This window comes from Peribacillus simplex NBRC 15720 = DSM 1321, assembly GCF_002243645.1.
Taxonomy (GTDB): domain Bacteria; phylum Bacillota; class Bacilli; order Bacillales; family DSM-1321; genus Peribacillus; species Peribacillus simplex.
Window position 1 is genome coordinate 3,617,337 of the sequence record NZ_CP017704.1, and the last position, 26,608, is coordinate 3,643,944.

General features: G+C 40.0%; 29 protein-coding genes and 1 riboswitch. Of the genes, 23 read left to right on the top strand and 6 right to left on the bottom strand.

Annotated elements, in window-relative coordinates; translation table 11 throughout:
- The first annotated feature begins 7 nt into the window (after positions 1-7).
- From BS1321_RS17430 to BS1321_RS17445, 4 genes are all read left to right on the top strand, one after another.
- Complete coding sequence (locus BS1321_RS17430; RefSeq protein WP_063235162.1) at positions 8-799, top strand: ABC transporter ATP-binding protein; 792 nt, start codon at positions 8-10, stop codon at positions 797-799.
- Between the two features lie 199 nt (positions 800-998).
- Positions 999-2,189 (top strand): oxalate decarboxylase family bicupin, encoded by a 1,191-nt coding sequence (locus BS1321_RS17435; protein WP_063235163.1) that lies wholly within the window; start codon positions 999-1,001, stop codon positions 2,187-2,189.
- 285 nt (positions 2,190-2,474) lie between these two features.
- Positions 2,475-3,452 carry a zinc-dependent alcohol dehydrogenase family protein gene (locus BS1321_RS17440; protein ID WP_063235164.1) on the top strand — a complete coding sequence of 326 codons (978 nt, stop codon included), beginning with the start codon at positions 2,475-2,477 and terminating at the stop codon, positions 3,450-3,452.
- A gap of 204 nt (positions 3,453-3,656) precedes the next feature.
- Positions 3,657-4,967, top strand: a complete 1,311-nt coding sequence (locus BS1321_RS17445) for an amidohydrolase family protein (RefSeq protein ID WP_063235165.1) — start codon at positions 3,657-3,659, stop codon at positions 4,965-4,967.
- Between the two features lie 249 nt (positions 4,968-5,216).
- Here BS1321_RS17445 and tnpB read toward each other — a convergent pair whose 3' ends face one another.
- Entirely contained in the window at positions 5,217-6,422 is a 1,206-nt protein-coding gene (gene tnpB, locus BS1321_RS17450) for an IS200/IS605 family element RNA-guided endonuclease TnpB (protein ID WP_094246710.1), read from the bottom strand.
- Positions 6,423-6,757: 335 nt separating this feature from the next.
- Between tnpB and BS1321_RS17455 the strand changes: the two genes are divergently transcribed.
- The 8 genes from BS1321_RS17455 (at position 6,758) to BS1321_RS17490 (ending at position 12,678) form a co-directional block, all read left to right on the top strand.
- Positions 6,758-7,126, top strand: coding sequence for a nuclear transport factor 2 family protein (locus tag BS1321_RS17455; RefSeq protein ID WP_063236244.1), 369 nt, complete (start codon positions 6,758-6,760; stop codon positions 7,124-7,126).
- A 261-nt stretch (positions 7,127-7,387) separates the two neighbouring features.
- Positions 7,388-7,693: a GNAT family N-acetyltransferase gene (locus BS1321_RS17460; protein WP_232522705.1), complete on the top strand. Its 306-nt coding sequence runs from the start codon at positions 7,388-7,390 to the stop codon at positions 7,691-7,693.
- A 140-nt stretch (positions 7,694-7,833) separates the two neighbouring features.
- A riboswitch (SAM riboswitch) is annotated at positions 7,834-7,945 on the top strand.
- A gap of 260 nt (positions 7,946-8,205) precedes the next feature.
- Positions 8,206-9,228, top strand: a complete 1,023-nt coding sequence (locus BS1321_RS17465) for a methionine ABC transporter ATP-binding protein (RefSeq protein WP_063236242.1) — start codon at positions 8,206-8,208, stop codon at positions 9,226-9,228.
- Positions 9,229-9,241: 13 nt separating this feature from the next.
- Positions 9,242-9,892 (top strand): methionine ABC transporter permease, encoded by a 651-nt coding sequence (locus tag BS1321_RS17470; protein WP_063236250.1) that lies wholly within the window; start codon positions 9,242-9,244, stop codon positions 9,890-9,892.
- A 21-nt stretch (positions 9,893-9,913) separates the two neighbouring features.
- On the top strand, positions 9,914-10,786 hold the full coding sequence (locus BS1321_RS17475; RefSeq protein ID WP_063236241.1) for a MetQ/NlpA family ABC transporter substrate-binding protein: 873 nt from the start codon (positions 9,914-9,916) through the stop codon (positions 10,784-10,786).
- Between the two features lie 46 nt (positions 10,787-10,832).
- Positions 10,833-12,035: a M20 family metallopeptidase gene (locus tag BS1321_RS17480; RefSeq protein ID WP_063236249.1), complete on the top strand. Its 1,203-nt coding sequence runs from the start codon at positions 10,833-10,835 to the stop codon at positions 12,033-12,035.
- Positions 12,036-12,254: 219 nt separating this feature from the next.
- A complete protein-coding gene (locus tag BS1321_RS17485) occupies positions 12,255-12,461 on the top strand; it encodes a Fur-regulated basic protein FbpA (protein ID WP_063236240.1) in 207 nt (68 codons plus the stop codon).
- Between the two features lie 25 nt (positions 12,462-12,486).
- Positions 12,487-12,678: a hypothetical protein gene (locus BS1321_RS17490; protein ID WP_063236239.1), complete on the top strand. Its 192-nt coding sequence runs from the start codon at positions 12,487-12,489 to the stop codon at positions 12,676-12,678.
- A gap of 19 nt (positions 12,679-12,697) precedes the next feature.
- Here the strand turns inward: BS1321_RS17490 and BS1321_RS17495 are convergent, their stop codons facing one another.
- From BS1321_RS17495 to BS1321_RS17505, 3 genes are all read right to left on the bottom strand, one after another.
- Positions 12,698-13,291: a dienelactone hydrolase family protein gene (locus BS1321_RS17495; protein ID WP_063236238.1), complete on the bottom strand. Its 594-nt coding sequence runs from the start codon at positions 13,289-13,291 to the stop codon at positions 12,698-12,700.
- Between the two features lie 69 nt (positions 13,292-13,360).
- Positions 13,361-13,744 (bottom strand): VOC family protein, encoded by a 384-nt coding sequence (locus BS1321_RS17500; protein ID WP_063236237.1) that lies wholly within the window; start codon positions 13,742-13,744, stop codon positions 13,361-13,363.
- 170 nt (positions 13,745-13,914) lie between these two features.
- Positions 13,915-14,439 (bottom strand): histidine phosphatase family protein, encoded by a 525-nt coding sequence (locus BS1321_RS17505; protein WP_069981791.1) that lies wholly within the window; start codon positions 14,437-14,439, stop codon positions 13,915-13,917.
- A 322-nt stretch (positions 14,440-14,761) separates the two neighbouring features.
- On the opposite strand from BS1321_RS17505, the gene BS1321_RS17510 reads away from it, so the two are divergent.
- The 3 genes from BS1321_RS17510 to BS1321_RS17520 all read left to right on the top strand — a co-directional run bounded on the left by BS1321_RS17510 (position 14,762) and on the right by BS1321_RS17520 (position 16,363).
- Positions 14,762-15,376 (top strand): undecaprenyl-diphosphatase, encoded by a 615-nt coding sequence (locus tag BS1321_RS17510; RefSeq protein WP_063236248.1) that lies wholly within the window; start codon positions 14,762-14,764, stop codon positions 15,374-15,376.
- Positions 15,377-15,515: 139 nt separating this feature from the next.
- Positions 15,516-15,941 carry a 3-hydroxyacyl-ACP dehydratase FabZ gene (gene fabZ, locus BS1321_RS17515; RefSeq protein ID WP_063236235.1) on the top strand — a complete coding sequence of 142 codons (426 nt, stop codon included), beginning with the start codon at positions 15,516-15,518 and terminating at the stop codon, positions 15,939-15,941.
- Positions 15,941-16,363 (top strand): NUDIX hydrolase, encoded by a 423-nt coding sequence (locus BS1321_RS17520; protein WP_063236234.1) that lies wholly within the window; start codon positions 15,941-15,943, stop codon positions 16,361-16,363. The genes fabZ and BS1321_RS17520 overlap by 1 nt, the downstream gene beginning before the upstream one ends.
- Positions 16,364-16,435: 72 nt before the next feature.
- On the opposite strand, the gene BS1321_RS17525 is transcribed toward BS1321_RS17520, so the two are convergent.
- The gene (locus BS1321_RS17525) at positions 16,436-17,017 is read right to left on the bottom strand and encodes an LOG family protein (RefSeq protein ID WP_063236233.1); all 582 of its coding nucleotides are present in this window, start codon (positions 17,015-17,017) and stop codon (positions 16,436-16,438) included.
- Positions 17,018-17,114: 97 nt separating this feature from the next.
- Here BS1321_RS17525 and BS1321_RS17530 point away from each other — a divergent pair, with 97 nt between their 5' ends.
- From BS1321_RS17530 to BS1321_RS17545, 4 genes are all read left to right on the top strand, one after another.
- Positions 17,115-17,435 carry a MazG nucleotide pyrophosphohydrolase domain-containing protein gene (locus BS1321_RS17530; RefSeq protein WP_063236232.1) on the top strand — a complete coding sequence of 107 codons (321 nt, stop codon included), beginning with the start codon at positions 17,115-17,117 and terminating at the stop codon, positions 17,433-17,435.
- Positions 17,436-17,721: 286 nt separating this feature from the next.
- Positions 17,722-18,297, top strand: a complete 576-nt coding sequence (locus tag BS1321_RS17535) for a TetR/AcrR family transcriptional regulator (protein WP_063236231.1) — start codon at positions 17,722-17,724, stop codon at positions 18,295-18,297.
- 71 nt (positions 18,298-18,368) lie between these two features.
- Positions 18,369-21,536: a bifunctional cytochrome P450/NADPH--P450 reductase gene (locus BS1321_RS17540; RefSeq protein WP_063236230.1), complete on the top strand. Its 3,168-nt coding sequence runs from the start codon at positions 18,369-18,371 to the stop codon at positions 21,534-21,536.
- Between the two features lie 586 nt (positions 21,537-22,122).
- Positions 22,123-22,524: an NUDIX hydrolase gene (locus tag BS1321_RS17545; protein WP_063236247.1), complete on the top strand. Its 402-nt coding sequence runs from the start codon at positions 22,123-22,125 to the stop codon at positions 22,522-22,524.
- A gap of 58 nt (positions 22,525-22,582) precedes the next feature.
- Here the strand turns inward: BS1321_RS17545 and BS1321_RS17550 are convergent, their stop codons facing one another.
- On the bottom strand, positions 22,583-23,986 hold the full coding sequence (locus BS1321_RS17550; protein ID WP_063236229.1) for an NCS1 family transporter: 1,404 nt from the start codon (positions 23,984-23,986) through the stop codon (positions 22,583-22,585).
- A gap of 423 nt (positions 23,987-24,409) precedes the next feature.
- Between BS1321_RS17550 and BS1321_RS17555 the strand changes: the two genes are divergently transcribed.
- The 4 genes from BS1321_RS17555 to BS1321_RS17570 all read left to right on the top strand — a co-directional run bounded on the left by BS1321_RS17555 (position 24,410) and on the right by BS1321_RS17570 (position 26,399).
- Positions 24,410-24,907, top strand: coding sequence for a hypothetical protein (locus tag BS1321_RS17555; RefSeq protein ID WP_063236228.1), 498 nt, complete (start codon positions 24,410-24,412; stop codon positions 24,905-24,907).
- Positions 24,908-25,081: 174 nt separating this feature from the next.
- Entirely contained in the window at positions 25,082-25,306 is a 225-nt protein-coding gene (locus BS1321_RS17560) for a hypothetical protein (RefSeq protein WP_232522706.1), read from the top strand.
- Positions 25,307-25,432: 126 nt separating this feature from the next.
- Positions 25,433-25,699, top strand: a complete 267-nt coding sequence (locus BS1321_RS17565; RefSeq protein WP_063236246.1) for a CPCC family cysteine-rich protein — start codon at positions 25,433-25,435, stop codon at positions 25,697-25,699.
- Positions 25,700-26,012: 313 nt separating this feature from the next.
- On the top strand, positions 26,013-26,399 hold the full coding sequence (locus tag BS1321_RS17570) for a DUF192 domain-containing protein (RefSeq protein WP_063236227.1): 387 nt from the start codon (positions 26,013-26,015) through the stop codon (positions 26,397-26,399).
- The last annotated feature ends 209 nt before the right edge of the window (positions 26,400-26,608 follow it).

The following is a 26,608-nucleotide window of genomic DNA, read 5'->3' on the forward strand; positions in this document are numbered from 1 at the left end:
GGAGATCATGACAACATTATCAGCAGAGCATCTTTCTCTCTCTTATGGATCAACTCAAATCATTGATAATATCGATTTAGAAATTCCTGAAGGTAAGATCAGTATAATCATTGGTTCCAATGGTTGTGGCAAATCTACCATTCTACGGTCTCTAGCTAGATTATTAACACCTCAGCAAGGCACGATCTATTTAGATGGAAAAGCTATTCATCATCAATCTTCCAAGGAAGTGGCAAAGAAATTGGCTATCTTACCCCAAGCTCCGGAAGCTCCTGAAGATATAACCGTTAAAGAACTATGTTATTATGGCAGGCATCCGCACAAAGGCTTATTTTCCAGACAAACCCCAGAAGATCATGCTATTGTCGACCGTGCATTATCAGCAACAAAAATGACGGAGTTTGCTGATCGGACATTGGATGCATTATCTGGAGGACAAAGGCAAAGGGCATGGATTTCGATGGCTTTGGTACAAGAAACCGATCTTTTACTGCTAGATGAACCGACAACCTATCTAGACTTAGCACACCAAATTGAAATATTGGAATTACTGCGCGATTTAAACGTAACTTATGGGCGCACGATTGTCATGGTTCTGCATGATTTGAATCAAGCGGCACAGTATGCCGATCATCTGATTAGCATCGTTAAGGGAAAAATCTATAAAGAGGGACCGCCTGAAACGGTCTTTACAAAAGAAATGATCAAGGATGTCTTCAGGCTGGAATGCTGTATTATTGAAAATCCAGTTGATCAATCGCCTCTATGCATTCCAATTGGTTTATCTCAAGATCATTAGAAATAGTTTCTTCCCAATTAATATAGATCAAGACGTTTGCTTTTTATATTAATCCAACCAACATTAAATGGGGCAATCCTTCAAAAGGGGATGCCTTTCGCTTTTTCTCAATAGGCACAGTGACATACATTCGAAGCCCAAATCATAAGACTACTATAAAGGCTTATCCCTTTATAATGCCAAAAAGAGGTGCTTTTTGATGGAAAAACGAACTATTAATCAAATGGACGGGTATGTGCCACAGCCTATCCGGAGTGATGGAGCTGGAGCGATTGACTCTGGCCCGCGAAATATTATGCGGGATCTTCAAAATTCAAATATGCTCGTCCCGCCTATCACTGATTCAGGCTTGCTTCCTAACTTGAAATTCTCATTCTCAGACACTTCAATGACATTAAATCACGGGGGATGGTCACGGGAGATCACCGTAAGGGAACTTCCGATTGCGACCACACTTGCGGGAGTAAATATGAGCTTAACGGCAGGAGGAGTACGTGAACTCCATTGGCATCAAGAAGCAGAGTGGTCTTATATGCTGCTAGGACGGGCACGCATAACCTCGGTTGACCAAGAAGGACGAAATTTCATTGCCGACGTCGGCCCGGGCGATCTTTGGTACTTCCCCCCAGGAATCCCACATTCGATTCAAGGGTTGGAACATTGCGAATTTTTGCTCGTCTTCGATGACGGAAACTTTTCCGATCTTAACACCTTATCCATCTCAGATTGGTTTGCACATACTCCAAAAGATGTTCTGTCGGCCAATTTCGGCGTTCCAGAGAGTGCCTTTAACTCCATTCCTTCAGATCAGATCTATATCTATCAGGGAAAGGTACCCGGTTCACTGGAAAGTCAGGAAGTCCAGTCACCTTATGGAGAAGTTCCTTTAACCTTTAAGCACGAGCTATTGAAACAAACACCAATCAAAACCCCTGGTGGAAGCGTGCGAATTGTGGACTCTTCTAACTTCCCTATTTCAAAAACAATCGCAGCAGCACTTGTTGAGATTGAGCCGGGTGGAATGAGAGAACTTCATTGGCATCCCAATAACGACGAATGGCAGTATTACCTTACTGGACAAGGGCGCATGACAGTATTTACTGGAAACGGTACAGCTCGTACACTTGATTATAGAGCAGGTGATGTCGGATATGTACCCTTTGCTACTGGGCACTATATTCAGAACACCGGTACCGAAACGTTATGGTTTTTAGAAATGTTCAAAAGCAATCGCTTTGTAGACGTATCTCTAAACCAGTGGATGGCACTGACTCCTAAAGAGCTAGTTGAAAGCAACTTGAATGTTGGATCAGAATTGCTCGATTCACTACGCAAGGAGAAATGGCCTGTTGTGAAATATCCCGGGTTTCCTACTAAAATGCCAGATTAAACTGATAGGGGTTTTTATATTAGAAAAGTTGTGATTTGGTTCTTATCTAACAAAAGGATGTTTTACTTCTAAACCTGGGTTGCTGCGGCAACCTTTTTTTTATGGAACGAAGGGCAGTTCAATTGAAGGTGAAAAGGGATTATGAATGCTTAATTAGAAGTGATTAAAACGTGGAAAACCACAATACATTAAATCCAGAGTTAACAGCTCTTTAAGTTTTTTAGAGGTGCGATAAGTTTAAATGATAAAATAGATAGACTTATACATTAAAGGAGACTTATTATCTTGGAAGCCAAATGTGTTAAATTCTATGAGTTTGGGAATCCGCAAAAGGTTTTAAAAGTTGAAAAAAGATTTATTCAAAAACCTTTCGAGGGGGAAGTCCTCGTTCGGATGACTACACGTCCCATTAATCCGTCTGACTTGCTGCCCATTCGCGGTGCATATTCCCACCGAATTCCCTTGCCTTCCATACCTGGTTATGAAGGGGTCGGCATTGTAGAAGAGGTGGGTCCATCGGTTTCGAAAGAGCTGATAGGCAAACGTGTTCTGCCTTTGCGCGGTGAAGGGACCTGGCAGGAATTTGTTAAAACATCTGCGGAGCTGGCCATCGTCATTCCCGATTCGATTGAAGATTATATAGCAGCGCAATTATATATAAATCCGATAACCGCATGGCTAATCTGTACAGAAGTATTGGCATTGAAACCGGATGATGTATTACTCGTAAATGCTTGCGGATCTTCCATTGGCCGTATCTTTACCCAGTTATCCAAGATACTTGGATTTAAGCTGATTGCTGTAACGAGAAACAATAAGTATACGGAAGAACTGCTTAAACTTGGTGCGTCATATGTGATCGATACGTCCCGATCATCATTGCATGACACAGTGATGGAATGGACGAATGGGAGCGGGGCGAAAGCGGCCATAGATTCAGTGGGCGGCATCGAAGGTTCAGAGCTAGCTTTTTGTGTTCGGCCTAATGGCATCTTATTAACGATTGGCCTTTTATCAGGACAGTCTGTAAATTGGGCGAAAATATCACAAAGTACAAAAGTAAATGTTGAAATGTTTCATCTTCGGCATTGGAATCAGAAGGCTTCCGTTCAAACTTGGCATGAAACGTTTAACCTTTTAATGGGTTTCATTAATGATAAAAGATTGAAGTTCATGAAGCCGGATTCCTACTACAGCCTTCAAGATGTCCAAGAAGCCATTATTGTCACGAGCAATAGAGGGAAGATTTTTTTAAGCAACTGATTTTGCATTGGCATCACCTATGTGGTTTGCTGATTGAACGGATATATTAAAGGAAGCATTCACCTTGGAGCTCTTCCAATAGGTTCCTAAGGTAAATGGAAATGGCCCCTGATAATATGGAATTACTTGATTACCTGTAAGGTGCTAGTTTAGAATGCGGAATAGAACATGTTGATACATGATACGACTTTGGAGGAAATACTTATGAAAACAATATATGTGAATGCTACATTTTTTACTATGGACAAAGAAAATCAAATCTTTGAAAACGGCATGATGATTGTACAAGATCATACCATATCCTACATCGGCCAGCATGTTGAAGAACAATTGGCAGATGCAGATCAAGTGGTCAACCTTGGCGGGAAATGGATTATGCCAGGTCTTGTGAATGCCCATTCGCATATTGTAATGACCCTTTTACGCGGTATCGGGGACGATATGCTGCTGAAGCCATGGCTTGAAACGAAAATATGGCCGATTGAAAGCCAATTTACAACGGAAATCGCTTCTGTAAGCTCTCAGCTTGGCATTATGGAAATGATGAAATCAGGAACCACGACATTTTCGGATATGTTTAATCCTAATGGAATAGATGCGGGTGCTGTCATGGAGACGATAGGCGAAACAGGAATGCGCGGAGCCTTTTCCTACACGATCTTCAGCTTGGGTACTGAAAAAGACCAAAAAGCAAACCTGATGGGGGCTGAGCAGTTTTCAAAAAACTATAAAACGTTTGCCGATGGCCGCCTGACTACCATGGTCGCACCACATAGCCCTTATGCCTGTACACCTGAAGCGATTATGGAAAGTGCACGGATTGCAAAAGAGAATGATTTGATGGTGCACATTCACGTATCGGAAACGGACTTTGAAATCCTCGACATCGAAAAACGTTACGGATCCCGTCCTGTCGAGCACCTTCGCCGTCTAGGGCTGTTCGATCAGCCTACCGTGATGGCACATGGAGTGGTTCTCAATGATGAAGAGCGGGCAATACTAAAACAGCATGATGTACGCGTTGCCCATAATCCAATCAGTAACCTGAAACTGGGATCTGGAATAGCAGATGTCGTCAGCCTTCTTGATGCAGGCATTAAAGTGGGAGTAGCAACAGATGGCGTCGCCTCCAATAACAACTTCGATATGTTCGAAGAAATGAGGACAGCAGCATTACTGCAAAAAGGAATGTATAAGGATGCCACTAAATTCCCGGCACAAACAGCACTCGCCATGGCCACGAGAATGGGCGCCGAAGCCATTGGCATGGGCCATACAGGATCACTGGAAGCTGGTAAAAAAGCAGATTTCATCACCATTTACCCATATAACAAAGAACATCTGCAGCCACTGAGTGAAGCCTATTCGCATCTGCTTTATGCAGCACGCGGAAATGATGTATGTGATGTATACATTGATGGCAAAATGGTCGTGAAAGATGGCCGCTGCTTAACGATCGATGAAGAAAAAGTAATCGCCGAAACGAATCGTCTGCAAGGTACCCTATCACGATAACCATGATGGGAAAACAAACGGATGCACAGAAGAAGGAGCTGCCATTTGCAGCTCCTTCTTTTTATGGACTCAATGATCCATTTTGAGGAACTTATTATTATGTTTTAGTAAGGAATAGTTCGCATTGAATGGCAGTCAAAAAGGAATTACCGCTAGTATTGTGGATTGAACTACCCGCCACTAATCGACCTTATGGTCTGATTGAAGTGGGGGATTCCTAAGAACATTAGCCTATCGGCCAATTTTTAATTAGGCTAACCCCGTCGTTCCGACGGTTAGAAGCCTTATGGCTTCATTCATTAGATTAAGTCCTGCGTTAATATCTCGATCGTGGTGAGTAGAACAAGAAGGACAATCCCATTCACGAAGATTCAGATGTTTAACGTCTTTATTTTGGTACCCGCAGCCAGAACACAATTGGCTAGAAGCAAACGTTTTAGATACGGTCACGATTTGTTTACCATACCATTTTGCTTTGTATTCCAACATTTTTTTGAATTGGGACCAAGATACTTCACTAATCGCTTTAGCTAGTTTGTGATCTTTCATCATATTGGACACTTGCAAGTCTTCCATTCCAATAACATCGTGGTTTTTGATGATTTCGGTAGAGACTTTATGTAAGTAATTCATTCGGGTATTTGAAATTTTTTCGTGTAGGATGGCCACTTTTCGTTTTTGTTTTTGATAGTTTTTAGCTTCAGACAATGGGTTATTTCGATTCAAAGCTATTTCTTGTCGCTTTGAAAGAATCCGTTGTGCTTTGGCCAATTTTTTTTCGACCGTCCGGAAGAATTTTGGGTTTTGATAGACCGTACCATCTGAAAGAATCGCAAAGTTCTTCAAACCAACATCTACACCGCACGAACGATTCGTTTTAGGATGTACTTGTACATCGGTTTCGGCTAAAACGGAAATGAAATATTTACCTGAAGGGTTCCGCCTGATTGTGGCATTGATGATTCGCCCTTCGACTTCGCGGCTTTTAGCAAAACGAACTAAACCGAGTTTGGGCAATTTGATTTGGTTTCCAATCATTCCGATATTTCCATTCGTATGTTTAGTCGTGTAGGACTGGACCGGATTCTTTTTCGATTTGAAGCGTGGTGACTTGTTTTGCTTTTTATAATATCGACTATAGGCATCTGCTAAATTTTCCACCGATTTCTGTAAGGCAATACTGTCTACTTCTTTCAGGAAAGAATATTCTTTCTTTAAAGCTGGAAGTTCTTTGATTGTTGCGTATTTATTCACAAAAGAGCCTTTCCATTTATTAAAGGGTAATTGGCCGTTCTGCTTCATTTCTTCACAGATATACCAGTAAGCATCTTTCTCCTTCTGTTTGCCTAAAAAGAAGTTATAGACAAAACGAGAGCAGCCAAATGTTTTATTGATGAGAACTAATTGTTCTTTCGTTGGATAGATTCGAAATTTATAAGCTTTGTTTACGACCATTGGTTTCACCCCCTTATTGTTATTATTAACCAGAGAACGTACGTTTGTCAAAAGAATACTTTGGTTTAGGCCAACCGCCATTCATCTCCCCCTTACCGTTGGGCTCTCCCCCTTCACACGCTTGAAGAGGGAGTCTTCTGGCGGGAAATGATAAATTGTTCTTAACACTTAGAAATCCGTCGTGAGTCCAGTTTCTTAATAAGAAAATAGGTATGGCAAAAACGGTTAAAAAAGAAAAAAATGCTGCTGACCGCAATTATTAACCAACTGGATAAAAAATCTTTGCCAGCATGGATCATGAATTTCACCAATAGTTGAAAAAGGAGACAAGATGAATGGAAAGTGAATCTTCATTGTTAAAAGAGCATTTGTATCAGCTGGAGGAGAAATTGTTAAAATCTGAAGTCCGTACATCTCCAGAAGAGCTTTCATTATTATTGAAAGATGATTTCTTTGAGTTCGGCAGTTCGGGTAACATATGGTCTAAAAGCGACTTTTTGGGGCAAGAGGGAGCCGGAGCGGTGAAAATGACACTAAGTCAATTTGATATGCATCAATTGTCTAATGATACCGTGTTAACTACTTACCGGATTTTTGATGAAGGTAAAGTGGAACATACTCTAAGGAGTTCAATCTGGAAATGTACGAACGGAAGATGGCAAATGTTTTTTCATCAAGGCACAAAAACGAAAGGGCCCCGTTAAGCCTATTATTTATAAAAATAAATATCATAAAAGAGCGTTAGTCAAATGAGTTTTGTTTGCTTGAAAGATATTTCAATAAAATGATAGGGGTGGATGAAGTTGATCTTTCGGACCATTGATACGGACTAAGATAAAGATATTATCATTAAATTCAGGAAAGATTCCTTTGTTGTAAGTTTTGGATCTGAAGATGGTTTTGGAGATGAAAATACATATCTGCAACGAATGAAAGAACGGGTCCGCAAATTTCCGGATGGACAAGTGATCATTGAAAAGGACCAAGAACCGATTGGACAAATGGAACTTCAAATTCGGGAATATGAAGGAACCGAGATTGGCTATGTGAATCTATTTTATCTTATTCCCGAACACCGCAGCAAAGGCCTTGGCAAGGAATTGGTTCGCTACGCAGAAAGATTTTTCAGGCAATTTAATGTATCCGAATATCATTTAAGGGTTTCTCCGGATAATCAAAGGGCGATTCGTTTATATACGAATACAGGCATGATGAAGATAAGCGAAGAAAATGAAAAATACCCAGTATGGAGAATGAGCAAATCATTATAAAATATAAATATAAATTATATTAATATAATTAAAAAGCATCAAATCAATATACTGTGAAAATATTTAGAGCGATGAAAAATATGGTTGACTTTAGAGAAAATTGAATATATAGTGAAGGACATAATTAAATATAACGTTAATTCTTATCAAGAGATGTGGAGGGACTTGGCCCTATGATACCTCGGCAGCGGGTTTTTACTTTTGTAAAAATACTGTGCTAATTCCAACGGACGAAAGTTTGAAAGATAAGAAGGAGCTTTTCTTAGATAATTAATTTAAGAGTTTACTCTTTTTTATGTCTAAAAGAGGCCTCTTCTGTCTGATGACGGAAGAGGCCTCTTTTGTTTATTCAAAATGTATATGGTTATTTGGAGAATTGGTGCAGTTACTCGTGAGTTTCGCACTCTTACTCATGAATTTCGCAGAATTTAACCCTATCATTATGAAACTTTGCAAAGCTCTTCTCTCTGGATAATGAATTCGTACAAATAAACAGCATGGGGGGAGATTGGATGATTGAGTTTCAAAATGTTAAAAAGGTTTATCAAACAAAGAAACAGACTGTTGAGGCTTTGAAGGGCATTAATTTGACAGTGGAAAAGGGGGATATATTCGGTGTAGTCGGTTATAGCGGGGCCGGGAAAAGTACGTTGATCAGGTTGGTCAATTTGCTTGAACATCCTTCAGATGGGCAGGTGATTGTTGGGGGCAAGGATTTAACCAAATTGAACCCGAAGGAATTGCGGGCTGAAAAGAAAAAAATCGGGATGATCTTTCAGCATTTCAATTTGCTAAATTCAAAGACTGTTTTTGATAATATTGCCATGCCGCTGGTTTTGTCCGGAACTCCGGGTAATGAAATAAAAAAGCGGGTAGGCGAGCTGTTGGAGTTCGTTGGCTTATCAAGCAAAGCAAAGAGTTATCCGGAACAATTGTCCGGCGGTCAAAAGCAGCGGATCGGCATTGCGAGAGCATTGGCTACCAATCCATCGATCTTATTGTGTGATGAAGCTACATCGGCATTGGATCCACAAACAACGAGTGCAGTTCTGCAGCTCTTAAAAAAGATTAATAAAGAATACAATATTACCATTCTGCTAATTACACATGAGATGTCTGTAATTAGGGAAATTTGCAATAAGGTAGCGGTCATGGAGGGCGGTTGCGTCGTTGAACAAGGTTCTGTTTTCGAAGTTTTTGCCAAACCGCAAACGGATATTGCAAAAAACTTCGTGAGAACGGTCATACATGACGAGATTCCACAAAGTTTCTTAAAAAGCATAGGGTCCCACATTCCGATTATTTGGAAAATTAATTTTATTGGGACTACTTCTGGCACTCCTTTACTTTCAACCATCTCGAAGAAATATGATGTTCATTTAAGTGTATTATCAGCCAATATTTCTGAAATTCAGGAAACGCCTTTTGGGAATTTGATCATCGAAGTGACAGGGAACAAAAATGAGGTGGACAAGGCTTATCAATATATTAAAGATGAGGGGATTCTCGTCCAGGAGGTGCAGATAAATGGGTAATACGCTTTGGGGAATGGAAATAACGGCAGACCAGCTGTCGACAGCTTTCGGTGACACACTTTATATGGTAGCCATCTCATTGGTATTTTCCGGATTGATTGGGCTTCCGCTCGGTATCCTGCTTGTCATTACAAGAAAGGGTCACATCCTGGAGAATAAATGGATCTTTAATGTATTGAACCCGGTCATCAATATATTGCGGTCGGTTCCTTTCATCATCTTGCTTGTAGCACTTATTCCGTTTACCAGAATGATTGTCGGCAGTGCGATTGGAACGAATGCGGCCATTGTTCCGCTAATCTTTTACGCGGCTCCTTATATTGCCCGGCTTGTGGAGAACTCCCTGTTGGAAGTGGACAAAGGGATCATCGAGGCAGCTCAGGCGATGGGAGCTACGACATGGCAAATCATTTATCGCTTTTTGATTCCCGAGGGACTTAGTTCGTTGATCCTTACATTTACAACAGCGACAATCGGGCTTGTCGGATCTACGGCCATGGCAGGTGCCGTCGGTGCAGGCGGGGTCGGAGATCTAGCTTTGGCTTACGGTTATCAAAGGTTCGATACGATGACGATGGTCGTCACAGTGGCGGCGCTCGTGATCATCGTTCAATTATTGCAATCCACCGGGAATTTTATTTCAAGAAAAATCAGAAGAAGATAAAAATAACAGGAGGTAGGAGAAATGAAGAAAATCTTATTAACGATCATGGTATTGGTATTGGCCATCGTGGCTGCAGGATGCGGGAAAGAAGAAGGTGCATCAGGCGGTTCGGATGATGTGAAAACAGTAAAAGTCGGTGTCAGCAGCGGGGATACGAGAACATGGGAATACATTGTCGACATAGCGAAAGAGGAAGGTCTTAATATCGAACTGGTCACTTTCAATGATTATATCCAACCGAACCTTGCGTTAAGTGAAGGTGAAATCGATGCCAATTCATTCCAAACGGTCGCTTACTTCGATGAATTCGTTCAAGACCAAAATCTGAAATTAGAGGCTATCGGGTCGACTGTCATTGCGCCTATGGGCCTTTATTCGAAAAAACATAAAGATCTCAAGGATCTTCCGGATGGCGCTACGATTGCCGTTCCGAATGAAGCAACAAACTTTGGCCGTGCATTACTCCTTCTTCAGGAAGCTGGATTGATTACATTGAAAGAGGAATTCAATGGATCGGGATCATTGGAAATCATTAAGGAAAATCCGAAAAACTTGAAAATCCAACCTGTTGCTGCCGGCAATACACCGCGTCTATTGGATGATGCCGATGCTTCAGCCATCAATAATAACTTTGCCGTTGAAGCAGGCCTTACTTTAAAAGATTCTTTATTCCATGAAAGCAAAACGGCGAAACCATATATTAATATCATTGCGGTTAAAAAGGGTAATGCCGATCGTCCTGAGCTGCAAAAATTAGTGAAGCTTTATCAATCGAAAAAAGTGGAGGCATTCATTGAAAAAACGTTTGAAGGAAACACGATTCCTGCATATGTTTCAGTAGATGAATTAGTGAATTACCAGGATGCTTGGACAAAACCAGCTAATGAAAAGTAATGGTGAGAACAAAGAAATCGATTCAAGAAAAAGGGGAGATAAGAGCATGGCGAGAGAATTAGTGCAGAAGCAGCATCAGCAGATCATTGAAGATCACATCGACCTTCATTCCAAATTATATATCGAAACGAGTCAAGCCATTCATGCCAAACCCGAAATTGGGAATCAAGAGTTCTTCGCTTCGGATACATTAACTGGAATACTTCAAAATGAAGGATTTGAAGTGACCCGCAATATAGCTGGACATGAAACAGGATTCATCGCCAAAAAAACATCTGCAAAGAAAGGACCCACAATTGCCTTTTTAGCCGAGTATGATGCATTGCCGGGTTTAGGTCATGCTTGCGGCCATAATATTATCGGCACTACGAGTGTTGCAGCAGGCATTTCCCTGGCTCAAGTGCTGGAGGAAACGGGCGGAGAGGTGATTGTTTTCGGAACACCGGCTGAAGAGGGCGGGCCGAATGGAAGCGCAAAAGGCAGCTTTGTGAAGCACGGTCTATTTGATGCGGTGGATGCGGCAATTCTTATCCATCCTGGCGGGCAAACGCGTGTCACAAGTCCATTTTTGGCTGTCGACCCCCTTGATTTTCATTTTTACGGGAAGTCAGCACATGCAGCAGCTGCACCTGAAGAAGGCGTGAATGCACTTGACGCGGTGATTCAGCTGTTCAATGGCATTAATGCTTTGCGTCAGCAGCTCCCAGCCGAGGTCAAAATTCACGGAATAATCACCAATGGCGGGGAAGCGCCTAACATCATTCCTGAATATGCTTCTGCCAGGTTTTACATTAGAGCAACAACATGGAAACTTTGCCAAGAAGTATCCAATAAAATACGTGCTGTTGCCGAAGGGGCAGCACTTGCCACAGGAAGTACGGTTAAAGTTGAACGTTTCCAAAATGAAGTACTCGATTTTGTCATTAATCCAGTTCTGGATGATCTGTTAAAAGAAGAACTGGTTCAATTAGGGGAAGAGGTGGGTCCTCGTAAAGAGAGTGGCTTTGGCTCGACGGATGCAGGTAATGTAAGCCATGTAGTGCCTACAGCACATCCTTATATAAAAATTGGACATGACGAGCTGATTGCCCATACGAATGAATTCCGTGACTGTGCCAAATCTCCTGCTGGAGACAAAGCCATCCTGACCGGAGCAAAAGCTCTTGCACTTGCAGGGTATAAATTGATTACGGATAAAGATCTGTTGGGTAAAGTGAAAGCAGCATTTCATGAAGCGAAGCAAAAATAAATAAGATGCAGGAAATTTTTTGTTGACTACGGAGCACAGAGTTAGTATTATTAGAAATAACAATACCGAGTAAATAAATAGGAATTATAGGTTAATTGACCGGAAAACCGGAGACTTTTCTTTCATGTAAAGAGGTGTCTCCGGTTTTTTTGTGAATGAGTAAAGCGAAAGGTTCCGTTTCAATACCGTAGTTGTTCATATAATAAAGGAGGATTTATTATGGGAATATTATTACGTAAAGCAATTGAGAAAAAAAGAAACTTCCTAATCAACAAGTTGATTAACAAGGGAGTTTATAAAAAGAATGACATCCATCTATTTGAATTAACCTTAACCGATTTAGAGAATGAATATATTAAAATAAGTAAAATCGAAGAGAAGGAATCCGATGATCATTCCCCCTGTCTGAGGGTACATTTCATATAATATCAGAATAAAAGGAGAGGGTGAAATGAAGAAGGGCATGGAAGAAAGACGGAAGGAATTAATCTATAAACTTATGATACATACTGTAAATAAAACTGTGGAACAGCTTATGAAGTTAACCTTAAAAGAATTGGAAATGGAATATAAAAAGGTTCAAAATGACTGTCATCCCCATAGTGATGCGGGTTCGATACATTGGATCAATACAAAACGGTAATTAGGTTGAATGTGGAACTTCAATTCATCATAAAAAATTTCATCATGTTGCTAAAGGCTTCTTGAGCTGATTCTATATGATGGTTTGAGTTGTAAGGGTCACTGAATCCATGTTTTCCGTTGAATTTATGAACTTCGACATTCTTTCTCTCTAAAGCTGAAATTAACTCGTCTACATTAAATGATGGCTCTTCTAGTGGGAAAAATAACAGTGCAGGGCATCGTGGCGCTAATTCTGCATAATTCCTAATACGGGAACCGTAGTATCCAACTATTCCATCGACACATTCTTCCTCACTGCACAGCCATGCTACAGTTGCCCCTGCACTGAATCCAAGGATGAAAATCTTCTGGTATTCATCTTTTATTTCCGATAATATTTCCTTTATTTTATGCAAAGCGCCTGTGAAGCCTATGTTCTCCATAAAATGTCGATAAGCAGCTTCCTCTTGGGAATAATCAAAAGGCGTCTCCCGTTCTAGCAAATTAGGACAGATGACATCAAAATCCTGATTTGATAATGACTCACAAAAAACCTGCATATGTTGGTTCAGTCCATATATTTCGTGAATGATAATGATGACAGTATCGGACTTTTTCTGTATGTGCAGCATTTTTAACCTCCCTAAACTGTGTGGAAATTAAAAACTAGATAGATAAAAGCCAACCAATTCTTTTCATCCTTAACAATTACAAATCATAAGTACATTACCATCAGGATCTTGAAAGTTAAAATAAGCAAAATCTCCAATACGCTCTATTTCTTTAACAATACATATGTTATTATCCTTAATGAATTTATAGGCTTCGTCTATATCCTTTACGTAGAAATTAAACAATACATTGTTGGATGGTTCGAATCTAAAATCAGGATCAAATGTATGGTCATCTAACGTTAATCCAGTTTCATATGTTATAGGAATATTGTAAACCGGCGATTCGACAGAATCACTATTATGAGGAATGCCAAGGAGATTACAATACCATCCAACTGATTTTTTTAAATCTTTAACATGAATGAAAACATTGTTAACTTTTGGGTAAATAGGAGAATTTATTAATTTCATACTTTTCCACCTTTCGTTGAATCTTACCTAAGAATTCAACAAATCTCCATAAAAAACCTTTTTTAATCATTGAGTAGCTGCACAGAAGCGTCCAATGTTTTTAATGCTTGTCAGCCTTTTCTCCCTGTATATTACATAAAGAAAAGGCTGCCTTAAGACAGCCCTTATCGTTAGCTATATTCCAGATGCGTAGTACTATTTAAAAATCTTATAAGTTTGTATGGATGATCAGTATACTCAAGAAGATGTATTCCTGTATTATGAGAATTGAACCACACATCATTAATTGCGGGTGGTAATTGAAGAAAGCTTTCAATTATTTTAGTAATCACCCCTCCGTGGGATATGATGGCAATTCGTTTATAATTTGCACTGTTCTCTCTAATGTAAGAAAGAACATTTTCAGCTCGTAATCTAAAATCTAAATTATTCTCCCTATCCTGCATCTCTCGTAAATCTTCCAAGAATGTTACTGGACATTTGATAGTATTTGATAAAGTTTCGGCAGTTTTACTAGCACGAAGCAAGGTACTTGACCAAATGTATTCTGGTGGAAACTCTTCCGAGACACGTCTGCACATTTTTTCTACTTGTTCAATTCCCTTAATAGTTAGTGGCAAATCAGTAGTTCCTTCGTAATTTTCTTCTAGAAAATCGTCTTCTGACTCACCATGCCGAATTAATAATATCTGCAAGATATCACCTCGATTTTGTTTATTTATTCCAATTTATAATTCTATTCAACTTTAATAAAACCTTTAAAAGAATAAAACTTGAGCTATTAGTTATAATTCTAAACCCTACATTAAAGTTACAAGATCGTATCATGTCCTTTTTTCACACGATTAAATGATTGTGGCGCTTTTAACAAGTAAGCTTCAATAAGTTAAGCCTTGAAATAGCAAAACAACCGCGTGACAAAATTGTAAGATGGTAGCTTAAACTGTTATGAAGAACGATGGAGATTTACTTTCTTTCTCTTTATTATGTAAGAAAAAGAAGAAAGTTGGGAATGAAATGGATTTTTTTGAACTGAATACCAATGTATTTAGAATGATAAATGACTTAGGGAAACAGTACGATTATTTAAACCCTTCTGTCATTTTCATTGCCGAGTATATGGTATTTTTCTTGGCTTTAGCAGTCATCGTAATATGGTTCACTCGAAATGAACAGAGTAGAATGATGGTTGTTTGTGGGATGATTACGTTTGTAATAGCTGAAATGATGGGGAAAATGGCAGGGAGATTACATTCGAACAATCAGCCATTTGCCGAATTGACCAATGTTAATAAGTTAATTGAAAAAGCAGTGGATAATTCATTTCCAAGCGACCATACCATTTTGTTTTTCTCGTTTTGTGTATCCTTTTGGCTTTTTAAAAGAGGATGGTGGGTGTTATGGATCATGCTGGCTTTCCTTGTTGGCATTTCCCGTATTTGGGTAGGTGTCCACTTTCCAGCGGATGTGCTGGCAGGAGCTCTACTAAGCACCATTTCAGGATTGGTGGTTTACCTTGTTGTTCCTAAAATAAGCTTGATTCACAAATTATTAGGGGGATATGAGAGGTATGAACAAATGGTTCTGTCCCCGGTAACTAAGTCGAAGGCAAAAAAATCAAAGGATTTGTAAGCGAATTTAAAAAACAGGGTTGCTCAGACAGCCTTTTTTTGTTGAAAGAAGTGTAGTATGTTAAATACAAAAATATCCAAATGGTGATGCTGATGGTAAAATAAAGTGAAAGCAATCCATCGCAATGGGGGACTTAATATTGATTGATATCCAAGAAATCAAAGACATTATCAGGCATCGCTATCCATTTCTTTTAGTTGATAGAGTTTTGGAATTGGAAGAAGGAAAGAGAGCGGTGGCCGTTAAAAATGTAACAGCAAATGAAGAGTTTTTTACTGGTCACTTTCCAAATTATCCAGTGATGCCAGGTGTATTGATCGTCGAGGCATTAGCACAGGTAAGTGCTGTTATTATGCTAACAAAAGAAGAAAATCAAGGGCGGATCGGGCTTTTGGCTGGGATCGATGGATGTCGTTTTAAAAGGCAAGTAAGACCAGGAGACCAATTACGTTTAGAAGTAGAGATTACTCGCTTGAAAGGTCCTATCGGTAAAGGAAAAGGAAGGGCTACTGTCGATGGAGAAACGGTATGCGAGACAGAGCTCATATTTGCTTTTGGTGATTGATGGTGATACCGATAAAAAAAGCTTACGGGTATGTGACAAGAATCAAAAATGGAGAAACACAGGTATTGGTTTTTCAACATCCCATTAGGGAAGCGGGTATACAGATACCCAAGGGAACAGTGAAGCCTCAAGAAGATGCTTACCAAGCAGTGATGAGGGAAATGAAAGAAGAAACAGGTCTGGAAAATTTTTATGTAGAAAATTTAATTGCAGAAGATTTTTGGGAGAACGCAGATGGTGCCATACATAATAGATATTTTTATAAAATAAGTGTATCGAATGTTCCTGATGAATGGGACTTTCAGCCAACGGGTGGAGGAGATGAAGAGGGGCTGACATTCCATTTTTTCTGGATTTCATCCCAGCATGAAGTGCAACTTATTGAAGGGCATGGAGATTATTTAAACCTGTTATTCACTTAACCCTTCAGTGCGCAGCAGTTTAAAACAACCGGCCAAGGTCATTATTGATCTTGGCCGGTTGTTTTTTAATGATCAGGTTTGTTTTTCGGTGATGAAAGTTTTTACGGTTGGCGGTTCATATGTATTAAATTGATCAAGAAGTCCATTTGGTTCAACATCTACGAGCGCCATGGAACGGAATTTTTCATGCAGGAACTGTTCGTCGGACATATGATTGAATAAAGCGACCAAAGGATCATAATAGTGATTGATATTTAAGAGTCCGCAAGGTTTTTGATGAAGACCAAGCTGAGCCCAAGTGAAAATCTCAAAGAATTCTTCCAATGTTCCTGGCCCGCCTGGCAAGGCAATGAACCCATCTGCAAGCTCAGCCATTTTTGCTTTTCTTTCATGCATGGATTCCACGACGATCAGTTCGGTTAAGCTCTTATGCGCTATTTCTTTTTTTTCTAGAAAATCTGGCAATACTCCAATTACATTTCCGCCTGCTTCCAGAACGGAATCTGCAACTGCACCCATGATTCCTACACTTGAGCCCCCATAGACAAGGGTAATATTACGTTTTGCCAGTTCCGCACCCAGGTTTTTAGCCTCTTCAACATAGACAGCAGATGCACCTTTGCTTGATCCACAAAATACAGCTAGACTTTTCAAAATATCACATCTCCCATTTAGTAATCTTTCTTTCTTATCATACAAAATTCAGGAAGGTTTGTTAAATTTGAATTATTTAACTGAAAGGTGGATGAATATGAACGTCACTGAATTTCAACAATGGGTAAAAGATTATTATGAAGCACGAGGATGGTCAGAATTGGACATTTTCATTCGCATCGGCTTTTTGGCAGAAGAAACTGGCGAGGTGGCACGAGCCATTCGCTCCCTTGAAATTGGCAGGGATAGACCTGGTGAAGTTATTGGTTCGTTTGAAGAGAACATACAGGAGCTAACCGAAGAATTGGGAGATGTGTTAGGAAACTTGATTGTGATTGCGAACAAGTACAATATCCCCTTGGAAGAAGTGTTCAATGCCCATAGAAAGAAACTATCTGAACGCTATAATCATGCATAAGTTCTTCTCGTTTAATAGGTGAACAAGAAGTTTGCATACCTAATTTCAGTAAACCAGTAGTAGAGCTGTGACTATCAGCTCTTTTTCTTATGGGGCAAACGATAGTTTGTAGTACCATTTAATTCCTTAAAAAGAAATCCTTTCAGCCTTTTAGCCCCCTCAGTTAATAAAGAATTCACAAAATATGGGTAGTATGCGCGATTGAGATTGGATTTTATTGGGTATACACTTACATTAACAGGAATGAACATTCATTCCGCAACTTGTAAAAAAGGGGTGAATCATTATGATCACGGCAGTAAATAAACGAGACAGTATAGTATCCAGCGCTTTAGTGCTATTTGCGGAACGTGGATATGATGCGACGACGATTCCGATGATTGCTACATCGGCAGGAGTTGGAGCGGGTACCATTTATCGTTATTTCGAGAATAAGGAAGTGCTAGGCAACAAGATTTTTCAAGAGTACTTGGATATTTTCACTGAAACGGTCAAGAATGGATTTCCTCATGATGATTCAATACGCAATCAGTTTCACCATATTTTTAAATCAATGGTTGATTTTACAACCGAGCAGGACCAAGCTCTTTATTTTATAAAAATACATAGTGGAGCCCATTTTTTAAATGAAGATAGTCATGCTAGCTTTCAAGGGCTATTGAATATATTTAAAAATTTCTTTGATTCAGGAAAAGAGAAAAAAGAAATTAAGGAGCTTCCTTCTTCAGCTTTGATTGCCATCATTTACGGGGCTTTTCTTGAGCTTGAGCGTCTTGTTCGCATAGGGGAATTAGAACCTGACCCAAAACTATTGGCAGATGTGGAAGAAAGCTTTTGGGATGCAGTGCGATTGCACGCTTGAGACATTTTTAACATTTAAGCGGAATGAACGTTCATTCCGCATTCTAAACTATTAAAAGAGGTGCTAATAAAATGGAAAACACAACTCAGTTTCCACAGCCAAAGACATATGGCCCCCTAGGCAGCCTGCCTATCATTGATAAGGATAAGCCGCTTCAGTCTTTCATGAAGCTGGCACGAGAACTTGGGCCGATTTTTCAGTTTCAATTTCCGGGTCGAATCACTACATTCGTGTCCAGTGCTTCCCTCGCTAAAGAAATTTGTGATGAAACAAGGTTTGATAAGAAAGTCGGTCCAGCCCTACAAAAAGTGAGAGCGTTTGGCGGCGATGGTCTCTTCACAAGTGAAACAACGGAGCCGAATTGGAAAAAGGCCCATAACATCCTGCTGCCCAGCTTAAGCCAGCAAGCAATGAAAAGCTATCATGCTAAAATGGTGGATCTTGCTACTCAACTCATTCAAAAATGGGCCCGCCTGAATCCGGCTGATGAGATAGATGTTCCTGAGGATATGACACGATTGACCTTGGATACGATCGGACTCTGCGGGTTCAATTACCGATTTAACAGTTTTTATCGGGAGACCACCCACCCTTTTGTCACCAGTATGGTACGTGCGTTGGATGAAGCGATGAGCCAAACGCAGCGACTTGGCATCCAAGATAAACTGATGATCAAATCTAAAAAACAATTCAGGGAAGACATTCAATATATGTTCTCTCTAGTGGATGAATTGATTGCTGAACGAAAACTAAATGGTGATCAGGGAGAAGATGACCTTCTTTCCCATATGTTGAAAGGAGTCGATCCAGAAACCGGAGTATCACTGGATGATGAAAATATTCGTTTTCAAATCATCACCTTTTTAATAGCTGGCCATGAAACGACGAGCGGTCTCCTATCGTTCGCCATCTATTTCCTCATGAATAACAGAGACAAGTTAAAAAAAGCGCAAGAGGAAGTCGATGAAGTGCTGGGTGATGATGTTCCTGATTACAAACAAGTGAAAAAGCTGAAATATGTCCGGATGGTGCTGAATGAAGCGCTTCGTCTGTGGCCGACAGCTCCGGCGTTTTCCGTTTATGCGAAAGAAGATACCATGCTGGGCGGAAAATACAATGTGAAGAAAGGTGATGTGTTCTCGCTGCTAATTCCCGAGCTTCATCGTGATCCATCCGTTTGGGGTGATGACGTTGAATCGTTCATTCCTGAGAGGTTCGAGGATTCGGGATCCATCCCTTATCATGCTTATAAACCGTTTGGAAACGGGCAGCGCGCCTGTATCGGACAGCAGTTTGCCCTTCATGAAGCGACACTGGTGCTTGGTATGGTTTTACAGCACTTTGACTTGATTGATCATGAAGAATATCAATTGGATGTTAAAGAAACTTTGACTCTCAAGCCGGACGGGATGACCATGCGCGTTTCGCCGAGGAAGCCGCCGGTGTCGTTTAACGTTGCTTCTCCAGAATCAAAATCTGCGGACAAAGGAGCTACGGCATCTGCAATCGAATCAGCACATGGCACACCATTACTCGTCCTGTTTGGATCAAACATGGGAACAGCGGAAGGGATTGCTCGTGACCTTGCCGAAACAGGAAAGCGACAAGGCTACAATGCCGAGGTTGCCCCTTTAAATGATTACACTGATCGTCTTCCCCAAGGAGGAGCTGTTCTCATAGTCTCGGCATCTTATAATGGAAATCCCCCTGATAATGCAGGTGACTTCGTTTCATGGCTGAAGGAAAACCAGGGTGACACATTGGATGGTGTTCACTATGCGATCTTCGGCTGCGGGGACCGCAGTTGGGCTAATACGTACCAGCGCATTCCAATCTTCATTGATGAGCAGCTGGAACAAAAAGGAGCAGTGCGGCTGTCAGAAACAGGCTATGGAGATGCAAGCGACGACTTTGAAGGGGATTACGAGAAATGGACAGAAGCCCTTTGGCCGAATCTTGCCGAAACCCTGAACATTGAAGTGAATAAGAATGATCGGGTAGTCAGCTCGCTTACGATGAACTTCGTAAGCGATGTGAGCGGCACGCCATTAGCCCGCACCCATCATGCTTTTACATCCATTGTAAAAAGGAATTTTGAATTACAACATGTAGATAGCGGAAGAAGTACACGGCATATAGAATTGACTCTGCCAGAGGGAATACAATATCAGGAAGGCGATCATCTCGGGGTTCTTCCACAAAATCCATCGGAACTTGTCGAACGAGTGCTCAGTCGATTTAATCTAAACGGCCAAGATTACGTGAATCTGACTGGGGATTCCGGAAAAGCTGCCCATCTTCCTACAGGAAAACCGGTAAAAATAGAAGAGTTACTATCAAACTATGTGGAGTTCCAAGAGCCCGCCACCCGGTCTCAAATACGGGCGCTTGCCACTTATACGGTATGTCCTCCACATGTAAAAGAACTTGAAGTTCTTCTTTTGGACAGTACCTATAAACAAGAAATCCTGAACAAGCGCATAACCATGCTTGACCTAATAGAAAAGTATCTTGCATGTGAAATCCCATTTGAACTGTTCCTGGCTTTACTGCCACCTTTAAAAGCAAGATATTACTCCATCTCAAGCTCACCACTCCACAACGAAGGAGAAACAAGCATCACCGTAAGCGTCGTCCGTGGAGAAGCTTTGAGCGGCAACGGGGAATACAAAGGAATTGCATCGAATTATTTGGCTGAACGCTCCCAAGGAGACAAAATAGCCTGTTTTATCAATACGCCGCAATCCAATTTCCAGCTCCCAGAGCAAACAGGAAAACCTATCATCATGATTGGCCCTGGAACAGGAATTGCACCATTCAGGGGATTCATACAGGCACGTCGCGTTTTAAAGGAAAAAGGTGAAACGCTAGGGACTGCCCACCTTTACTTTGGATGCCGTAATCCTGAACACGATTTCCTCTATCAAAAAGAACTCGTGCAAGCCGAACAAGAGGGCCTTGTAACACTGCACACCGCTTACTCGAGATGTCCCGGTCAAGAAAAAACATATGTCCAGAACCGATTAGCAGAAAACGCCCATGACATCCTTCCTTTATTAAAAGAAGGAGGACACCTATACATCTGCGGAGACGGAAGCAATATGGCGCCAGATGTTGAACGAACATTAATCGACAGCTATATGCATATCTATCAAACACCGAGAGAAGAAGCCACAGAATGGCTGCAATCATTAGAGGAGAATGGCAGATATGCGAAAGATGTTTGGGCAGGAGCATAAATAGGAGGAGCAGCGATTCTTAAGGGAATCGCTGCTTTCTTTATGAAAATCCGAACTCACGAGTAAAAAGCGAAAATTCACGAGTAAAACAGCAAAAGTCACTAGTAAACAGAGCAAATTCACGAGTGAAGTACGAATTCACGAATATTATCGCTCAAATTCACGAGTTTATCGCCCGATCTCACGAATATATCGCTCAAACTTACGAATATATCGTCCAAACTAACGAGTAAAGTAATTATTTTGCGCTAAAATAAAAGAATTGGAACTAATGGGGAGTCCATTCATACATTGACGGAGAGCGTTTACGGATTCTTTATTCATTGTTAAAATTTGAGAGTGTGTTAATACTTTGGAGGCAGAAGAAGTGAGAGAAGCCAATGTTTTTAATAGTGGGCAAACGGTATTAGGAATGTTTGGTCAAGATCTTTCTTACTTATATGGACCGAAATATAGTGGAAATAGCACGTGTGACCGCGCTAACAGGTATTCGTCACGGCCATGTGGTTAATTAACGATAAAGGGGTCACTTTGTATAATGTTTAAGTATACGGTTTGTTTTGTAAAGAAGAATAATGAACTTCTCATGCTTAACCGGGAGAAAGCACCGATTATGGGTGTTTGGAACGGGGTGGGGGGCAAAATCGAGAAAGGTGAAACACCTGATATAGGTGCACAGCGTGAGGTGTTTGAGGAAACTGGGATAGAGGTAGAGACCTTTTTTTCTAAAGGAACGGTAACCTGGGAAACTCCTGAAGGTGAATTGGATGGAATATATGTATATTTGTATATGGCGGATGAGGATTTAAAATATGAAACACCGAAAAAAACGCGGGAAGGCATTCTTGATTGGAAATCCATTGATTGGATACTCCATCCACTGAATCTCGGAATTGCCGAAATGGTTGCGCAGTATTTGCCGGTTTTATTGAAAAAAGAAGGAAACCATGCATTCACTTACAAAAATGGCCAGACATTTATTTCATGAAACTAGCCTTACTTAAAAAAGGGATACTCCCATTTTGAGTAGTATCCCTTTCAATAAGTTAAAACTCATTCTCGAATATCGTCCCCTTTTTGAATCTTGAATCCTTAAAGGCAAACTTCATCAGAATAATATAGGCAATGCCTGCCACAACAACGCCGATGATCCAGGCCAGCTCGACTTTTATAAAGGCTGCGCCGGCGCCGATAAGCATGGCGAGCAGCGCGCATGGATTATATCCTGCAAATGGCCCGTCTTCTCTGTACAAATCGGAAACATTCATTTTTTGCTTTCTTAATATATAATACTCGACTAATAAAATCGAAACGATCGGACCTAAAAATGCGGAATAAATCAGAATGAACAAACCAAGGCCCTTCGCCGAAGAATCCTGTACAAGCACCCAAGGGAATGAGCAAAAGGCAAGAATTCCGGTTATGATAACGGCAACCTTATATTTCAACTTTGTAATCAAAGTAATGACATATGTTGGCGGAATAATATTGGCAACCATATTTACCGCAATTGCACCTATAACGATAAATGCAGAAACGCCTACTGTGATATAAGGATTATCCACCACAATTGCAAACGCCTTAACGGGATTGGAAATGCCGGTAGCGGAAGCAAGCATTACGCCGATTGTCAGTACGAAGCCGTATGCTAGTAAAATGGGCGAAAAATACAAAAACCCTCGTTTTGCATCACTGATGCCAGACTTAAGCTCTCTTGAATAGTCCCCTGCGCTTAAAAAGATAGCCGCATAATTTCCTAAAAACATCATGATGAAAGCAAAGAACGGCAAGCCCCATGAGCCTTCAGCGTGCACCCATTTTTCCGCGATGACCTCGCTATGTGATGTAAGAAGAATACCAAATACATAGACTAGCGCTAGCATGATAACAATGGATGCAAGTATTTCCACCCATTTGATGGCATGGAAGCCATACAGCGAAAGCGCAATTTGAACCAATTGAATCGCGACAAAACAAATGACGGCATTATCAAAAGCACCACCCGTAATGACCTTCGCGATTTCGTTTAAGGCAGTACCGCCGATCCAACTTTGAAAACCGTACCAGATGATGGCTGGAATTCCACGCAAAAGTGATGAAATGATGGATCCTTTCATCCCGAAGGACATTCTGAGCTGAACAACATAGGGAATGCCCGTCCTGTATCCAATCCTATCATTTAAAGCGAAAATCACGGAAATGATAGCGATGGCAATGGCTGCTGCAGCAAATGTCTGAATGATGTTCAATGTTGCGGTACCCGCTACGACTAAGCTTGCCCCAAGTGTCATATTCCCTAAATTGACGCCGTCTCCAATCCACATGAATGTATAGGATATCGGGCCAACCGTCCTATCTTCTTTAGTTCTCGGCTTCAGAGATTCATCCAAATCTGCAGCATGGTGGAACTCCGCTTCTTCTGAAGCATGACTTTCTAGATATGTAGACAATTTACACTCAACTCCTATTCGTAGTGTTATATAATATGACTAACGATGTAATAAAAACTAACATGAGAAAAGTATACAGGTTTCGTATTTAGGAATCATTAGAAGAAGTGTGAAATTTCAGATTTTATTTTGTGCTTTTTAACTAAAAGAAAATCAAGTGAATTCTTGTAATTAACTGGGGGTCTATGAGTCCTGCTGTTTCATGATTTGTTTGCAGTAAGTAAGGGTGCTGAGGCAGCCTTTTTCTTAGGGGAAAAACGGGGCAGGATAGTTAAGTGCTAGGTATAAAGCATTGAAATTCATTTGAAAAACGTGATAAAATTGTTATATCAGTGTGTAGAGATATTGGTCTTTTTTATTGACCAAAAATATATGTCTCACGATACGTCTGCCATCTGAAATATTTTTAATGGAGATGATCATATGCACGTAGAAACAAGATTACCGCGAAATGGAAAAGACTTTGTATTATTCTTAGCGATTATATCAATACTTTCAGTCAACATTATCGCACCTCTTATTATGGGATTTAAATTTGGATTCAGTAAAGAAGTGTATTTTGAAACCTTACAAGTAATTCCATTTGTATGGGTTTGTGTCATTTTATTGGTAACACTTGTTGTAAATCCAATTGTTAATAAACTCGTACAAAAGTTTATTGAACCTACGGACGGTTTTAATGCAAGAGTGTTATTCACGATATTATTTAGCGTAACCATCCTGTCCATTTTACTGACAGTTATCGGATCTTGGATTGGCATGAGAGAAATTAGTTTGGAGCCGATTCAAACGTTCTTTTATGATTGGCCTCGTAACTTTTTCATCGCATTTTGGGTGGAAGCTTTGATCGCACAGCCGATTGCAAGATTTGCAATGAAAAAATTACATGCAAGCCAGGCCCGTAAAGCAGTAAATGCGTAACAATCAAATAAATTAAAAGCACATATAGCCGATTGGTTTTATTAAAAAACCAGTCGGCTTTTTCTTGCAAAAAAGAGGGGAAGTGAATGAAGGAATTTCCATTTTCCACACAAATGAAAAGGTGTTAAATGGTATGATTAAATGAAAAAATTGTATTTAAGTAGAAATATATTCTTGAAAAAAGTTAAAGTTATCTTAGTAATATTTGTTCTTGCTTTATCAGCCTATCAACTAATTACCGGAAATTTTGAGTTGATGCCGTATTCCATGTTGTTTTTGGGGGCAATTATGTTAGTAACAGGATTAGTCGAACTTCAAGAAGATAAAAAGGTGGATTTTTGGGGTGTGTTGTTGTCTCATTATTTCTTTTCTTTGTTTCCATGCAGGGTTTCTTTTTGAACTAACAGATTCTTTTACTTCAATAAGGGAATTTATTCAACAACTCTTTTTCTTAAGCAACGATAGGGGCAGTTTAGTTGAACTAGAATGAATGGTAAAATTCATAAAAAGTATCGAGGTGATGGTATGAAATATACTTGTCCTTGCTGTGGATATAAAACGTTAGATGAAGAACCAACAGATACATATGCAATTTGCAAAATATGCTTTTGGGAAGATGACGGTGTTCAATTTCGAGACCCTGATTACGAAGGCGGGGCTAATGAAGTTTCATTGAGCCAAGCACAAAAAAACTTCGTTACGTTTGGGGCATGCGAAGAAGGCTGTATTGAGTTTGTAAGAAAGCCAAATGAGAAAGATATAAAAGACCCTAATTGGAAACTGTATATTTAGAGAACGTTTTTAAGCTAGCGGGTGCGTTAGTTCATTAGGAAGGCCACCAATTGGCGGCCTTTTTATATATGGTTGCTGTGATTATTGAAAACAAAGTATTAAATTTAATCCCAAAGAATAAGTATTAGAAGTGAAAAGGAGCCTGCCTAGTTAGTTTTTTCTTCTTGTTTTCGTTTTATCTCCAACTTTCTTCCTTTTTATTATCAGGGGAAAAGACGTTTTTTCAAAAAAGGAAATTTCAATATCATGAACTTCCTATAAAAAGACATCAGAATTTCTTCCTGCTTATAATAATACTCGAAGGTGAGTGAACATGAAAAATAGAATGAATAAAAGAATGATAAAAATACTCAGTGGAAACTGGGAAACTAGATTAATCGTTCAAGTTGCAGATACTGAAAGAAAAAGAGAAAAGGGCTTAATGTTTGTTGGAAAATTACCCGAAAATGAGGGGATGTTATTTGTGTTTACAGAAAAAATATATGGTGGCTTTTGGATGAAAAACACATTAATTCCTTTATCCATTGCTTTTCTTGATTCAGATGGGGAAATTCTAAAAATACTTCATATGGAACCTTGTAAAGAAGATATATGTCCTACCTATGATCCGGGACTTTCTTATAATTATGCAATTGAAGTGAACCTTGGATGGTTTGGAAGGAATCAAATCAAAGAAGGGGATTATGTAATGTTTGATTGAATGCATATCACCTCACCTTTAGTTCTTATGGGTGGGGTGATTTTTTTATGGAAATTTATTTCGGGCGAACGGATTATTAGTAAATAAAGAGGGTCATTACCTTTGGGTACATTGAATATTTTAATTATATCTTCTTTCTTTTGTAATTAAAGAGGCAGGTAATTAGAGATTTAAAGGAGAATACTCGGTTATCATAAACGGGAGGTGTG